Here is a 14,238-nt window from a genome sequence, read left to right as displayed (position 1 = left end):
CATGGAAGGCACCACAGGCAAGCAGTCGAAGCAGCCGGAGAAGCGCGAAGGCCTGCACATCCCTACCAGCAAGCAAAAGAGTGCCGAAGACTTTGACATCATCATCGGCTTTCTCGGGTTTTGGGCGGTTGTGCTCTTTGCTGTGACGGTCTGGCTGGAGATCACGGGGGAGCCGGCACTCATGTGGGCGCTAGGATTGTTGCTGGTTTGTTTGGGACTGTGGGGCATGATCCGGCTTCGCCGGAAGCTGCCTGCACGGAGGGGCAGACGACCGCAGTAGCGCATGTCCGACGTCGGGCACTATTGCCGAGTGCCCGACGGCACCGGCTGGGGATGAGTGAAGGGAGCCAGGCATGAGAGTCAGCATTGACGACGTTGCAGCACGCGCGAAAGTCTCCACCGCCACAGTCTCCCGAGCACTGAGGGGCCTGCCGAAGGTCAACCCTGCCACCCGCGCGCGGGTCCTGGCCGTGGCTCAGGAAATGGGTTACGTGCCGTCGCCGTCGGCCACGAGATTGGCCACGGGGCGGACAAGAACTGTGGGAGTGCTGGTCCCGTTCATCGACCGGTGGTACTTTGCGCATGCACTGGAGGGAATTGACCAGGAACTGCGTGAACATGGCTACAACCTGCTGCTTTTCAGCCTGGGCGGCTACCGGCACGGCCAGCAGCGCCGCTTCACAGAGCAGATGGTGCGCAAGCAGATCGACGCCCTGGTGGTGCTGTGCCTGGGGCTTTCATCAGCAGAACTTGGCGAGCTCAAACTCACCCACGTGCCAATGATTTCGGTGGGGGGTCCGGTGGAGGGCTGCCACGGCGTTCACATAGATGACGCGGCGGCAGCCTCCGCAGCCACCCAACACTTGATTGACTTGGGACACAGGAAGATAGCGCACCTAAGTGGGGGGATCAACGACGAGGAGAATTTCGTGGTCCCCACCCTGCGCTCGGAGGCTTTCGAAGCAACCTTGCGCCGGGCTGGGCTGCAATTCCGCCCCGAATGGAATGTTGCCGGGGACTTCACCGTCGGTGAGGGTGCCGCTGCGGCCGCGCGATTGTTTGAGCTGCCCGGGGAACGACCCACAGCCATTTTTTGCGGCTCCGATGAGATGGCGCTGGGACTGATGTTTGAGGCCAAGCGACGTGGAATCCGCATTCCGGAAGACCTCTCCGTGATTGGCATTGACGACCACGATTTCTCCGCCCCTGCGGGGCTTTCCACCATGGCACAGCAACCCGTGCAGCACGGGTTGCTGGCCGCACAAATGCTGCTGGCTGAGCTGGACGGAAAGCCCGGTGCCATTCATGAGGAAAACATGCCGTTTAAGTTGATCCAACGCGACTCCACCGCGCCTCCAGCCTGAGATTCTGCCGTGGCTTATGCGCAGCGCCAGCAGCCAGGCAGGACGTGGAGGGGCCCACAACGCCGAGGGCCCCTGGCTGAGCGAAGCCAGGGAGGGGTTGGGTGGGCCCACAACCCCGAGGGCCCTTGGCTGAGCGAAGCGAAGTTAGGGAGGGGCTGGGGACTAGTTGGCTCGGGCCAGCTGCCTGATGGGCATCCAACGGTTGCTTAGTCTGCGGTACGCAGCAGCGGCGGCCGTGAAATCGCCGTCGGCCAGGCATTGCAGGCCCATGTGCACATCCGCGGGGGAATCGTCGGGGTGAAGACGGTTGGCCAGAGGTCCGTAGTCCAATTCCACCATGCCCGCCTCATTGAAACCGGACAGCCAGGTGTTAAGCTCGTCGAGCTCGCCGAAAAGCTCCAGATCCGGCGCCATGGCGGCCAGCATCCGCAGAGTCCGTTGCGCCCGGGCGGTGGCTACCGTGAGCGGCACCTGGGCTCGAACAGTCAGGATCCGCCCGTTGGATTCCACCACTTCCATGCGGTCATTGGCGTAGACCAGCACGAACCAACTAAAAGGTACTCCCCAGGTGGAGGTGCGGGTTTGCAACGGCAATTCCAGCAGCGGAGCGGCCGTGGCAGCACCGAGCCTTTCCGCCCACTCATCTTGGGAGAGCAGCAGTGTAGCCAGTTGGGACATGGTGCCACTGAGCAACTCTGCGGCGCCCGCAATAGATCTTGCAACCACCTGATTGGGTGCGTAAAGCAACGGCTCGCCCTCACCCAAGGTCAGGACGCGCACCCGCTCCCCGGCCGTCGTCGGAAGCGGATTGGGACCGGACCGGCTGACCCGGCCCAAGGAATCGGCCAATTCGGCGGCATCAACGCTGACAGCGTTTTGTTCGGCATCCAAATGGTCCTGCAGGTAGGCGAACTCGGCGCTGGTGTACGCCTCGCGCGGCAAATAAACGCGCAGGCTGGAGACAAAGGGGAGCTGCACCCCGCCCAAGTACAAGCCCGCCGCCATGGTTTAGTCCAGCTCCACAATGACCGGGGCGTGGTCCGAGGCGCCCTTGCCCTTGCGTTCTTCGCGGTCAATTTCAGCCGCCGTGACACGGGCCGCCAGTGCAGGGGAGGCCAGCACAAAGTCAATGCGCATGCCCTCGCGCTTGGGGAAGCGCAGCTGTGTGTAGTCCCAGTAGGTGTAGACGCCCGGACCCGGATTTGAGGGACGGACGACGTCGGCAAAACCTGCCGCTTCAAACGCTGAGAACGCTGCCCGCTCGGGTGCGCTGACGTGGGTCAGGCCCTGCTCGATGAAGAAGTCGATGTCCCAGACGTCGTCGTCCTGCGGGGCAATGTTCCAATCACCCATGAGCGCAATCTGGGCGTTGGGGTCCTCGGCGAGCCAGCCCGTGGCCTGGTTCTTGAGCTCATCGAGCCACTGAAGTTTGTACGGCATGTGCTCGTCATCCAGAGCGCGCCCATTGGGCACGTACAGGCTCCAGATGCGAACGCCGTTGCAGGTTGCGGCGATGGCCCGCGCCTCCTGGACGGGATCCTTGCCGCCCTTGCCGAACGCGGGCTGGTTCACAAAGGTGCGTTCTACATCCGCCAAACCCACGCGGGAGGCGATGGCCACGCCGTTCCACTGGCTGAAGCCAAAGTGGGCCACCTCGTAGCCGTTGTTTTCAAAGAGCTCCCAAGGGAAGTTCTCGTCCTTGCACTTGGTTTCTTGGATGGCCAGCACATCGGCATCGGTGCGGCGCAGCCACTCCTCCACACGGTCGGCACGGGCACGCAACGAGTTCACATTCCAGGTAGCAATCTTCACGTACCAAAGCTATCAAGTTAACCCGCCCAAATGGCCCGTACCGGCCCATTTGCCACGCGTCACGGTGCGCGGCAAGTGGTGGAAAAGGTGCTCAAAAGTGGGCGAAGACACCCTTGTTATACCCTGACAATCCAGTTTGATTGCCTAAGGTCACAAAGCCATAACGCTTGCCTCGTCCCGGCAGGGCGCGCGGACGGTACCAATGGAGGGTCGTCCGGTGCCCTAAAGCGGCGATTATTGCGCTGATAGTGAAAGTGTCTTTGTTAGCGTTGAAGACGAACCAGTACACCGACAAGCCTGCGGGCAACTGCTCACACTTTCGCAAAATACTTGCGAAAAATGATGCAGCCAGACTCAGGCGCTCGAACTGGCGGTAGGGATAGCTTCCCGTTCTCCGCACATTGAATGCGGAACCGTCTTTCCTTGCTGCTCCGGCCGGAGCATGCGTGGAAGCGAAGAGTTTGACGCGTAACAACGCCTGCAGCACGAGAACACCAATTGCGGCGCTGAAACCACCGAAGACGAGCGAAAGCTGAGTCGTTCGGGGCGGAGCGCTGCGTAGATGGGTACTACGTGTCCGAAGCAACACACAACGCAAGTCATCAAGAATCAACAACACAGGACGGCACCGAGGCAGAAAACGCCCTGAGCGTGCGCAACGTCTACAAGGTGTTCGGTAAGCGGCCAGCCGAAGTCATCAAACGCCTGAAGTCGGGCAAGAAGCGTGCCGAACTCACGGCGCTGGGCACAGCCGCCGTCATCGACGCCAGTTTTGACGTCAAAAAGGGCGAGATCTTCGTGGTCATGGGCCTTTCCGGCTCTGGAAAATCCACCTTGATCCGCACTCTGAACGGGCTGTGGGCACCCACCCAAGGTTCCGTGGTGGTTGGTGGAACAGACATTTCCGCCATCAGTGACAAGGAACTGCGCAAGGTCCGCCAAGAGAAGATCTCCATGGTCTTCCAGCATTTTGCCCTGCTCCCGCACCGCACAGTGATGGAAAACGCCGCCTACGCGTTGGAAATTCAGGGCGTTGCCAAGGCAGAGCGCACAGCCCGGGCCGAGAAGGTTTTGTCCATGGTGGGGCTTGGTGGATGGGGCGAAAAGTACCCCTCTGAGCTCTCCGGCGGCATGCAGCAGCGTGTGGGTTTGGCCCGCGCCCTGTGCGCCGAGACTGACATTCTGCTCATGGATGAGGCATTTTCCGCCCTTGACCCGCTGATCCGGCGCGAAATGCAGGAACAGCTGGTGGTATTGCAGGCTGAGCTTGGCAAGACCATTGTTTTCATTACCCACGACCTCAACGAGGCCATGTTCCTGGGCGATCGGATCGCCGTCATGCGCGACGGCGAGATCGTCCAGATTGGCACCCCGGATGAGATCCTGACCAATCCGGCCAACGACTATGTGGCCCAATTTGTGCAGGACGTGGACAGGACCCGTGTCCTGACTGCCGGTGTCGTCATGGAACCGCCGCTGGCTGTTGTCACGATTTCCGGCGGCCCCCGCAACGCCTTGCGAACCATGCGCGACCTGCAGGTTTCGGCGGCCTTTGTGGTGGACCGGCGCCGCAAATATCAGGGGATTGTCCGCGACCGCGATGTCATGGCACAGGTGGAAAAGCGTGCCACCGACTTGGCCGCCGTGGTGCGCAACGGCATTGAACCCGTCAGCCCCGAGACCGCCCTGAACGATTTGTTTGGCCGCGCCGTTGAGAGTCCCATTCCGCTGCCTGTGGTGGACGACGACGGCCGCCTGGTGGGTGCCCTGCCCCGGGTAACGCTGCTGGCGGCGTTGGGCAATGTGCCCTCAACAACGGGCGAATTCCCTGTGGTTGAGGTGGCTGTTGCGCCCATCCCGGAACAAATGGTGACGGCCGCTTTGGCTCAGTATGAAGGAGTGGCAAAATGACCCCCGATTTTCGGATTCCCTTGGGCGACTGGGTTGAGGTTGGCCTGGACTGGCTGACAACATCGCTGGAGGGCTTCTTCGCCCTGATTCGCAGTATTTTGGTTGGCGCCTATGACGGGCTTGAGTGGCTGCTTGCCGCACCGCCCTACTGGGCAGTCATTGTTGTTTTTGCCGCCATAGCCTGGTGGGCCAGTGGTTGGAAGCTCGGCGTGGGCACCATTGTGGGCTTTGCTGTGATTGTTGGCGTGGACCAATGGTCAAATGCTATGGATTCTTTGGCCCTGGTCATCATCGCAACCGTGGTGGCAGTGGCCATCAGTGTTCCGTTGGGCATTTGGGCGGCCAGCTCCCTGCGGGTGTCGGCGATTGTGCGGCCCATTATGGACTTCATGCAAACCATGCCCGCCATGGTTTACCTGATCCCGGCACTGGTCATGTTCCGGGTTGGCGTGGTGCCGGGCATCGTCGCCACCATCATCTTCTCCATGGCACCAGGTGTCCGCCTCACTGAGCTGGGCATCCGTGGCGTGGACAAGGAAGTGGTTGAAGCAGGGCATGCTTTCGGTTCCAGCCCAGGACGCATCCTGCGCCAAATCCAGCTTCCCTTGGCCCGGCCCACCATCATGGCTGGCGTCAACCAGGTCATCATGCTCTCACTGTCCATGGTGGTCATTGCCGGCATGGTCGGTGCCGGCGGCCTGGGTGGAGACGTTGTTGCCAGCCTGAGTCGCATCGATGCGGGACTGGGCTTCGAAGCCGGCATCGCCGTCGTGATTCTGGCCATCTTCCTTGACCGGGTCACAGCCAGTTTCGGCAAGAGCAAGACCCGCTCCAGCACCAAAGCCGCCTAACTGCGGCCACAAGAGTTTTACAAACCAATCGCGGCAGCAATGTGTTTAGCGCTGCCAATGAAAGGAATGAACAATGAACAAGAAATTTATGGGGTTCGCCGCCATCGCGGCAACACTGGCCTTAGGTCTGAGTGCGTGTGGATCGGGCGCTGAGGCGGCCACCGTGGAGAACGGTGACAAGAAGGATGTCTCCATTGCCGTCTTCAACGGCTGGGATGAAGGCATCGCGGCCTCGGAGCTGTGGAAAGTGATTTTGGATCAGAAGGGCTACGACGTCACCTTGCAAAGCGCCGACGTCGCACCCGTGTTCTCTGGCCTCTCCACCGGCGACTACGATCTGACGCTGGACACCTGGCTGCCTGTCACCCACGCCGACCTGCTGGAGGAATACGGCGAGAAGATCACCGAACTAGGGCAGTGGAATGACGAAGCATCGCTGACCATTGCCGTCAACGAAGACGCACCCATCAGCTCCCTCGACGAACTTGCGGCCAACGCAGACAAATTTGGCAACAAGATCATTGGCATTGAGCCCGCAGCCGGCCTGACCAAGGTCACCACCGAGGAAGTCATCCCCGGCTACGGCCTGGACAAAATGGAGTACATCACCTCATCCACTCCGGCCATGCTCTCCGAACTGAAAACGGCCACCAGCAAGGGTGAAAACATTGTAGTCACCCTGTGGCGTCCGCACTGGGCCTACGACGCCTTCCCTGTGAAGGATTTGAAGGACCCCAAGGGCGCACTGGGGGAGGCTGAAGGTATCTACGGTTACTCCCGTCTGGACTTCGACACGGACTACCCGGTTCTTGACGGTTGGTTGAAGAACTTCAAGATGGACTCGGAGACGCTGTATTCATTGGAGAACGCCATGTTCAACGGCACCGACACCAAGGATTACACGCCGATCATTCAGAAGTGGATCAGCGAGAACCAAGACTACGTTGACTCACTGACCGCATAGCGGCCAGCTGGCGCTACGAGCTATTTCCACCAGGAGTCAAGAAGTGTCACAGGCGTAGTGCGCTTGTGGCGGGACTGGCGGAAACGGCGCTCGATCGACTCGGCGGCTGCCTCGGGGATGTCTTTTCCCTCGAGGTAGTCGTCGATTTCGTCATAAGTGATCCCCAGCTCGTCTTCGTCGGTACGGCCCGGGCGGCCGTCCAGCAGATCGGCCGTGGGGACCTTGTTGTACAACTGTTCCGGGGCGCCCAACTCGTGTAGCAGGGCCCGGTTCTGGCGCTTGTTCAGGGTGAACAGCGGCAGGATGTCCGCCCCGCCGTCGCCGAATTTGGTGAAAAATCCGGTGACGGATTCAGCAGCATGATCTGTGCCAATGACCAGCAGGTTGTCGTGGCCTGCCAATGCGTACTGGGCGATCATTCGGGAACGGGCCTTGATGTTGCCCTTATTGAAGTCAGAGACATCCTCTGTGGCGGTCTTGGCGAACTCAGCCTCAAAGCCGTCCACAGCCGGGGCAATATTAAACGTCTGCGCCGTCTTGGGGTTGATGAATTCCAGTGCTCTTTGCGCGTCAGCTTCATCATGCTGAACACCGTACGGCAGCCGCACGGCAATGAAATTGGCGTCGATGCCCTCCGCCGCCAGCTCCTCAACGGCCAATTGCGCCAAACGGCCGGCCAAGGTGGAATCCAGCCCGCCACTGATGCCCAACACAAAACCCTTGGTGCCCGTGGCCTTGAGGTAATCCTTCAGGAACGTCACCCGCCGTGTGATTTCCGACTGGGGGTCGATGACCGCCTGGACGCCAAGTTCGCCAATGATCTGTGCCTGTAGTTCGCGCATGTGACTAGCGTAGCGTGCGCGTATTTCGGCGGTGTTGCGTGCGCGCAATTACAGTGACGCCGACGCCGCTCAGAACACCAACCCGTGCTTCTCCACGAGCGGCATGGTCCCCTCGAAATCCAACTCGCATCCGTACGCAGCGGCAATCGGGGTGAGCGTCTCAGGGTCGTATTCACCACCGGGCTCGCCGAGCCGCCGGAAAAGCTTCTCAAGTCCGCCCGGTGAGATGATCTCGAGCACGCGGAGGGTGTCGTCGCCGGCGTTCCAGAACGTGTGCCAGCGTCCTCGCGGTTTCGACACAAGGTCGCCGACGGTCGCGGTGATCTCCACCCCGTCTTCGATCACTCCAAGCGTGCCGTCGAGTACAAAGGTGTACTCATCCTCTCGGCTGTGCCGATGCAGCGGTGCGGCGAGGACCCGCGGCGCCAGCACGTGTTCGACCATCGTGACAAGCCCGCCCGACGCGGCACTTTCCAGGAGGTACCGATCAAGCAACCCGGGTTCGCCGGTGACGTCGCCCTCTCCGGCGCGAAGCACGTGAGGGCCGGGAGCTGGTGTAGTCATGACTCAGACTTTACGCCCACAAATCCGGCTCCGGAATAGCCGAAACAGGGCAAATTGCACCATCCGCCTAGGTCCAATGCCGAGGCCCGCGAACGCATTTTGGCTGACGTTTCGGGCAGCTGCCAGTTGCGCCCAAGCGTGCGTTCGGTGCCAGCGTGTACAGCTTGCCCAAACAGCCCCCGGTAGAATAGTTGCCATGACACAGACTCTCGCTGCCGATCGTGCCCGCCTGCTCGAACTCGTCAAGGAACTGGCCGTTGTTCACGGCAAAGTGATCTTGTCGTCGGGCAAGGAAGCCGACTACTACATTGACCTGCGCCGCATCACCCTCCACCACGAGGCTTCCCGTTTGGCTGGCCGCGTCATGCTGGCGATGCTGGATGACGCCGGCATCGAGTTTGAAAATGCCGGCGGCCTGACCATGGGCGCCGACCCCGTCGGCACAGCCCTCATGCACGCAGCTGGCGACGCTGGCCGCGCCATTGACGCCTTCGTGGTCCGCAAAGCCCAGAAGTCCTACGGCATGGGCCGCCAGGTTGAAGGCCCCAGCGTTGACGGGCGCAACGTGGTAGTCCTCGAGGACACCTCCACCACGGGCGGCTCCGCCCTGACAGCCGTTGAAGGCGTACGCAAGGCAGGCGGCAACATCGTCGCCGTCGCCGTGATCGTTGACCGCGACACAGGCGCCAAGGAACGCATTGAAGCCGAAGCCGGGGTTCCGTACCTGTTCATCTTCGGCAAGGACGAGCTCGGCCTGGACTAAGCCTTCCCACACGCTTCGGTGAGGCAACAGCGCAGGTGGCGGTCCGGCACCGAACCCAGCCCGTCCGGCAACCCGAACCGGCATCGAACATGAAGTTTGAAAGGATCCACGTTGGCCAAGCTTTACTTCCGTTACGGCGCCATGAACTCGGGCAAGTCCACGGGCTTGTTGCAGGTGGCGTTCAATTATGAGGAGCGGGGACAACGGGTCCTGCTTGCCAAGCCTGGTGTTGACACCAAGGGTGCGGGGGAGATTGTGTCCCGGCTCGGCATGTCACGTGATGTGGACTTCCTGCTCCAGCCCGGAGACGACGCCCGCGCCCAATTTGCCGCCCATGCTGCTGGCGATGACCCCGAGGCGCTCGTGCAGCATGTGGATGTGGCACCCGTGGCGTGCCTGCTCATTGACGAGGCCCAATTCCTCACCCCACAGCAGGTCGATGACCTGTTCAGGATTGCAGTGGAGGACGGCGTGCCGGTTATTGCCTATGGCATTCGCACGGATTTCAAAACTCGTGCTTTCCCGGGAGCGGCACGCCTTTTTGAAATTGCGCATGCTCTGGAAGAGCTCAAGACCATCTGCCGCTGCGGCCGCAAGGCCATCTTCAACACCCGCCGCGTGGGGCAGGACGTGGTGTTCGACGGCGAGCAGGTAGCCATCGATGGTGCCGACGTTTGGTACGAGTCGCTCTGCGGAAAGTGCTATTTGGAAGCGTCCGGCGGCAGGCTCTGATCCTCAGTTGGCCAAAAAATCCTGGTGGACGTGCACATTGCTGTACGCCCACCAGGATTTCTTGTGCACTTTTGAGTCAGCTGCTCACTTAGACCGCGTGGGCACTTGTCCCCATCGCGTCGACTTGCGCTGACGCATAGGCTCGGGACATGGCGCGGCCTGTCGAGGCCGTGCGACTGAAGGAGATCACCCCCATGTCAATGCAGCCGCCGTGGCCGGGCCAGCCCGTAGAGAATTCTGAGAACAACGCGCAGCTTGGGCAACCGGCGCAAAGTGGCTATCCGCAACCCGACAATCGTCAAAGCTACCCGCAGGGCCAACCCCATCCTGGTCAGTCGCAGCAGCCGGGCCAGTTCCCGCAAGGGGCAAACCCTTATGCGCAGCCATACTACGGAGCCCCTAGTGGCATGCCGCCATTGCCCAAGAAGAAGTCTGTGCTGCCTTGGATTCTTGTTGGTGGTGGGGTGGCGGTTATGGCCGTCACGATTGTTGTGGTGGTGTTGATCGCTGGCATGTTTAGTGGAGGTAAATCAGCAAACGTGGTGGAGGCCACCACCACTTCCGCCTACTTCCAGTATCCAGAGGGCTGGATTCAAAACAGTCAAAACGTCACCGTAATCAATGAGGACGGCAGCAAGCCCGCAGAGCGTTTCAGTGCCATCAACACCGAAAAGGATGCATCAGCCCTTTTTGTCTATGAGGCAGGAGCCCGTCCGGAGGGCGCCGTCACTCAGGAGAAAATTCACAAGGCAATTGACCAGGGCTTTGCGGCCCAGCTGGACGCCTCGCAGGATGAGCTCATCTACATGCGCGGCACCTCCGGCTTTGGCTGCGTGGGGGACTTTGCATACACCCAGGAACCTGCCACCGTCGAGCGAGATGGCATGTACGGCTACAGCTACGGGTATACGTGCCTGAGCTACAAGGGAGCCATTGAAGGCGAATACTTTGTTGCCTACGACAATTCAGGTGTTTCGCACAGGCTTACAGTAGAGGCCCTGGCTTCCGAATGGAACAACAACAAGCAGGCCTTGACGGCCATCATTGCTTCATTGAGGCCAGCAGCCTAGTCAGTCTGTGCGCGGCCGCCCAGCAACCATGTGAGGATGGGCGGCCACGTCAAGGTGGGGGAGGGGCTAAATCTCCGAGATGAGATCCGCCACGGAGTTCATGACCTGGTCCGGACGGAACGGGTACGCGTCAATGTGCTCGGGCTGGGTGATCCCGGTCAAAACCAGCACCGTGTGCAGCCCGGCCTCCATCCCCGCGATGATGTCCGTATCCATGCGGTCACCGATCATGGCTGTGGTTTCCGAGTGGGCCTCAATCCTATTCATCGCGGAGCGGAACATCATGGGGTTGGGCTTGCCCACAATGTACGGTTCCCGGCCTGTTGCCTTGGTGATCAAAGCAGCAACGGCGCCGGTGGCGGGCAGCGGACCCTCGCGGGACGGGCCGGTGGCGTCCGGGTTGGTGCAGATGAAGCGCGCACCATTGCCAATGAGGCGGATGGCCTGGGTGATGGCCTCGAACGAGTAGCTGCGGGTCTCACCCAACACCACATAGTCCGGGTTCTGGTCGGTGAGAATGAAGCCGGCCTCGTGCAGTGCCGTGGTCAATCCGGCCTCGCCAATGACGAAGGCGCGCCCGTGCGGCATCTGCGATTTCAAGAACTGGGCTGTAGCCAGGGCCGACGTCCACAGATTCTCTTCCGGAACTTCAAGCCCCGAGGCTTTCAACCGGGCGGCCAGATCCCGAGGGGTGAAAATGGAGTTGTTGGTCAGCACCAAAAAGCGCTTGGACGTGTCCACCCAACGCTGGATCAGCTCGGCTGCACCGGGGACTGCCTTATTTTCATGGACCAGCACGCCGTCCATGTCCGTGAGCCAGCACTCGATGTCTGCGGGCTGGCGATTCTGCGCCTTGCTCATAGTTCCTCCTGATGGGGGATGGATCTCTCTAGCACCAGTCTTGCAGATTCGCCCGTATACCGTGGAAACAGCGGCTGGGGAATGCGCCGGCGGCGCAGCGGCTAAAGTTAACCGGTGAGTAATTCCAGCGACACCACTTCCCCCGCGCCCGAGAACTCAGCGTCCACCGAGGCGCCTGAATATGTTGAACCGCACCACGAAGTGGGTGTTGGGCCGTGGGAAGGAGAGCTGCCGCAGGGGGACCATTGGGATCCGGAACTGTTGGCCGGGGGAGACCGCCGCAACGTGCTGGATCAGTACAGGTACTGGACCATGGAAGCCATTGTTGCCGAGCTGGACACCCGGCGCCATGACTTCCATGTGGCCATTGAAAACTGGCAGCATGACATGAACATCGGCACAGTGGTGCGCACGGCCAATGCGTTCCTGGCCAAGGAAGTGCACATCATTGGCAAGCGCCGGTGGAACAAGCGTGGCGCCATGGTCACCGACAGGTACCAGCACGTCCGCCACCACCCCACAGTTGCGGACTTTGTGGCCTGGGCGCAGGGTGAGGGCCTGGCCATCATCGGCATCGATATTTTCCCGGACTCGGAAAAGCTGGAGACTTACGAGCTTCCCCGGAACTGTGTTTTGGTGTTTGGCCAGGAAGGCCCAGGGCTGAGCGAGGAAGTTCACGCGGCGGCCCAAACCACGCTGTCCATTGAGCAATTTGGTTCCACCCGCTCCATCAACGCAGCGTCCGCGGCTGGCATCGCCATGCACGCTTGGGTGCGCCGACACGTGTTTAACCAGCCCGTCTCCTAGGTGGGCCGGGCCGGCGTCGTACGGCAATAAATGTCCACAAGCTGGGCGGTAACTTCATCTTCTTCGACACCGTGAGCGCAATCGCTAAGATGGGAGAAGCCATGCGGGAGGCTGGCCTGTCGTCAGCCTCTTAGTACCGTTCAGCCCATAGGAGCTCTCAATGCCCATTGCAACACCGGACAAGTATGCCGAAATGATCGACCGCGCCAAGGCTGGCGGCTTCGCCTACCCGGCGGTCAACGTGACGTCATCCCAGACGCTCAATGCAACCCTGCAGGGCTTCGCCGACGCCGGCACCGACGGCATCATCCAGGTTTCAACAGGTGGAGCAGCCTACTGGTCCGGCGCCAGCGTCAAGGACATGGTTGCCGGTTCCTTGGCCTTCGCCGCGTTCGCACGCGAAGTTGCCAAGAATTACCCGATCAACGTGGCCCTGCACACCGATCACTGCCCCAAGGACAAGTTGGATGGCTTTGTGCTGCCCTTGCTGGAAGCTTCCGAGCGTGAAGTAGCCGCCGGCCGCGACCCCATCTTCAACTCCCACATGTGGGATGGTTCCGCCGAGACCCTCGAAGAGAACCTGCGCATTGGCCGCGAACTGCTGGCCCGCACCCACGCAGCCAAGATGATCCTTGAAGTTGAGATTGGTGCTGTTGGCGGCGAGGAAGACGGCGTCGAGAACGCCATCAACGACAAGCTGTACTCCACCATTGAAGACGGCCTGGCCACTGTTGAAGCCCTGGGCTCCGGCGAGAACGGCCGTTACATCACGGCCTTGACCTTCGGCAACGTGCACGGCGTTTACAAGGCCGGCAACGTGAAGCTGCGCCCGGAGATCCTGAAGGAAATCCAGGCAGCTGTTGGCGCCAAGGTTGGCAAGGCTAGCCCGTTCGACTTGGTCTTCCACGGCGGTTCCGGCTCCTCCGACCAGGAAATTGCTGACGCTGTTGCTTACGGTGTCATCAAGATGAACATCGACACGGACACCCAGTACGCGTACACGCGCCCCGTGGTTGACCACATGTTCTCCAACTACTCAGGCGTCCTGAAGGTTGATGGCGAAGTCGGCAACAAGAAGCTTTACGATCCCCGCGTCTGGGGAGCCTCGGCCGAAAAGGGCCTGGCAGCACGCGTTGTTGAAGCTGCTTCGCAGCTCGGCTCCGCAGGCAAGACGTTCAAGTAAATGTCGGACGATTTCCGCAAGAACCTCCTCGGCCCGGAGCCCACATTGCTCCCGGTCGAAGAAGATGTCCAGGCACGTTTGGATGCGGGGGATGAGGCAGTGGATTTGGCTGCCGCCAATCCCACGTCCTCGCTTTTGTGGGCCATTTTGGCTGACGAGGCGTATGCGGAGGGACGGACCATTGAGTCCTACGCGTACGCACGCACCGGTTACCACCGCGGCCTGGATTCGCTGCGCCGCAATGGCTGGCGCGGCACCGGCCCGGTGCCGTACGCCCACGAAGGCAACCGCGGTTTCCTGCGTGCGCTGTACGCGTTGGGTCGTGCAGCGGGAGCCATCGGCGAGTCCGATGAAGCAGCCCGCATTGCTACGTTCCTGAACGACTCCGATCCGCTGGCAACCGCCGCGATCGAGGCCGCTCTGTAGCGTTTCGGTTCAAGGCATCTAAAAATGCCACCGATCCCGCTTTATGCCACCGATATACCGGTGGCATTTTGCGGGATCGGTGGCATTT

The 14,238-nt window shown here is 60.9% G+C and carries 17 protein-coding genes; 11 read left to right on the top strand and 6 right to left on the bottom strand.

Annotation, left to right across the window (positions count from 1 at the left end; all coding sequences use genetic code 11):
• Position 1: 1 nt before the first annotated feature.
• Together CVS28_RS07170 and CVS28_RS07165 are read left to right on the top strand one after the other, a co-directional pair.
• The gene (locus CVS28_RS07170) at positions 2-280 is read left to right on the top strand and encodes a hypothetical protein (protein ID WP_243399746.1); all 279 of its coding nucleotides are present in this window, start codon (positions 2-4) and stop codon (positions 278-280) included.
• 73 nt (positions 281-353) lie between these two features.
• Entirely contained in the window at positions 354-1,364 is a 1,011-nt protein-coding gene (locus tag CVS28_RS07165) for a LacI family DNA-binding transcriptional regulator (RefSeq protein WP_103481119.1), read from the top strand.
• A 162-nt stretch (positions 1,365-1,526) separates the two neighbouring features.
• On the opposite strand, the gene CVS28_RS07160 is transcribed toward CVS28_RS07165, so the two are convergent.
• From CVS28_RS07160 to CVS28_RS19390, 3 genes are all read right to left on the bottom strand, one after another.
• Positions 1,527-2,369, bottom strand: a complete 843-nt coding sequence (locus CVS28_RS07160; protein WP_103465334.1) for a DUF8083 family protein — start codon at positions 2,367-2,369, stop codon at positions 1,527-1,529.
• A gap of 3 nt (positions 2,370-2,372) precedes the next feature.
• Complete coding sequence (locus tag CVS28_RS07155; RefSeq protein WP_103465335.1) at positions 2,373-3,176, bottom strand: exodeoxyribonuclease III; 804 nt, start codon at positions 3,174-3,176, stop codon at positions 2,373-2,375.
• Between the two features lie 91 nt (positions 3,177-3,267).
• The gene (locus CVS28_RS19390) at positions 3,268-3,663 is read right to left on the bottom strand and encodes a hypothetical protein (protein WP_133159077.1); all 396 of its coding nucleotides are present in this window, start codon (positions 3,661-3,663) and stop codon (positions 3,268-3,270) included.
• A gap of 86 nt (positions 3,664-3,749) precedes the next feature.
• Between CVS28_RS19390 and CVS28_RS07150 the strand changes: the two genes are divergently transcribed.
• The 3 genes from CVS28_RS07150 (at position 3,750) to CVS28_RS07140 (ending at position 6,902) form a co-directional block, all read left to right on the top strand.
• Positions 3,750-5,087 carry a quaternary amine ABC transporter ATP-binding protein gene (locus tag CVS28_RS07150; protein WP_423716388.1) on the top strand — a complete coding sequence of 446 codons (1,338 nt, stop codon included), beginning with the start codon at positions 3,750-3,752 and terminating at the stop codon, positions 5,085-5,087.
• On the top strand, positions 5,084-5,938 hold the full coding sequence (locus CVS28_RS07145; protein ID WP_103465336.1) for an ABC transporter permease: 855 nt from the start codon (positions 5,084-5,086) through the stop codon (positions 5,936-5,938). The genes CVS28_RS07150 and CVS28_RS07145 overlap by 4 nt, the downstream gene beginning before the upstream one ends.
• 73 nt (positions 5,939-6,011) lie before the next feature.
• Complete coding sequence (locus CVS28_RS07140; protein WP_103465337.1) at positions 6,012-6,902, top strand: glycine betaine ABC transporter substrate-binding protein; 891 nt, start codon at positions 6,012-6,014, stop codon at positions 6,900-6,902.
• 20 nt (positions 6,903-6,922) lie between these two features.
• Here the strand turns inward: CVS28_RS07140 and nadE are convergent, their stop codons facing one another.
• Together nadE and CVS28_RS07130 are read right to left on the bottom strand one after the other, a co-directional pair.
• Positions 6,923-7,744, bottom strand: coding sequence for an ammonia-dependent NAD(+) synthetase (gene nadE / locus CVS28_RS07135; RefSeq protein ID WP_103465338.1), 822 nt, complete (start codon positions 7,742-7,744; stop codon positions 6,923-6,925).
• Positions 7,745-7,813: 69 nt separating this feature from the next.
• Positions 7,814-8,308, bottom strand: a complete 495-nt coding sequence (locus tag CVS28_RS07130) for a cupin domain-containing protein (protein ID WP_207767481.1) — start codon at positions 8,306-8,308, stop codon at positions 7,814-7,816.
• Positions 8,309-8,504: 196 nt separating this feature from the next.
• On the opposite strand from CVS28_RS07130, the gene pyrE reads away from it, so the two are divergent.
• From pyrE to CVS28_RS07115, 3 genes are all read left to right on the top strand, one after another.
• Complete coding sequence (gene pyrE, locus CVS28_RS07125) at positions 8,505-9,071, top strand: orotate phosphoribosyltransferase (RefSeq protein ID WP_103465339.1); 567 nt, start codon at positions 8,505-8,507, stop codon at positions 9,069-9,071.
• A 111-nt stretch (positions 9,072-9,182) separates the two neighbouring features.
• Complete coding sequence (locus tag CVS28_RS07120; protein ID WP_103465405.1) at positions 9,183-9,803, top strand: thymidine kinase; 621 nt, start codon at positions 9,183-9,185, stop codon at positions 9,801-9,803.
• A gap of 407 nt (positions 9,804-10,210) precedes the next feature.
• Positions 10,211-10,873, top strand: coding sequence for a hypothetical protein (locus tag CVS28_RS07115; protein WP_103465340.1), 663 nt, complete (start codon positions 10,211-10,213; stop codon positions 10,871-10,873).
• Positions 10,874-10,939: 66 nt separating this feature from the next.
• Here CVS28_RS07115 and CVS28_RS07110 read toward each other — a convergent pair whose 3' ends face one another.
• Positions 10,940-11,734: an HAD-IIA family hydrolase gene (locus tag CVS28_RS07110; protein ID WP_103465341.1), complete on the bottom strand. Its 795-nt coding sequence runs from the start codon at positions 11,732-11,734 to the stop codon at positions 10,940-10,942.
• 201 nt (positions 11,735-11,935) lie between these two features.
• On the opposite strand from CVS28_RS07110, the gene CVS28_RS07105 reads away from it, so the two are divergent.
• From CVS28_RS07105 to CVS28_RS07095, 3 genes are all read left to right on the top strand, one after another.
• Positions 11,936-12,541 (top strand): TrmH family RNA methyltransferase, encoded by a 606-nt coding sequence (locus tag CVS28_RS07105; protein ID WP_207767488.1) that lies wholly within the window; start codon positions 11,936-11,938, stop codon positions 12,539-12,541.
• A 160-nt stretch (positions 12,542-12,701) separates the two neighbouring features.
• On the top strand, positions 12,702-13,724 hold the full coding sequence (fbaA, locus tag CVS28_RS07100) for a class II fructose-bisphosphate aldolase (RefSeq protein ID WP_103465343.1): 1,023 nt from the start codon (positions 12,702-12,704) through the stop codon (positions 13,722-13,724).
• Entirely contained in the window at positions 13,725-14,150 is a 426-nt protein-coding gene (locus tag CVS28_RS07095; protein WP_103465344.1) for a DUF3151 domain-containing protein, read from the top strand.
• Positions 14,151-14,238 lie beyond the last annotated feature (88 nt).

The sequence above is a fragment of the Arthrobacter glacialis genome, assembly GCF_002909415.1.
GTDB classification, from domain to species: domain Bacteria; phylum Actinomycetota; class Actinomycetes; order Actinomycetales; family Micrococcaceae; genus Specibacter; species Specibacter glacialis.
This window is presented reverse-complemented; position numbering and strand designations above follow the sequence as displayed.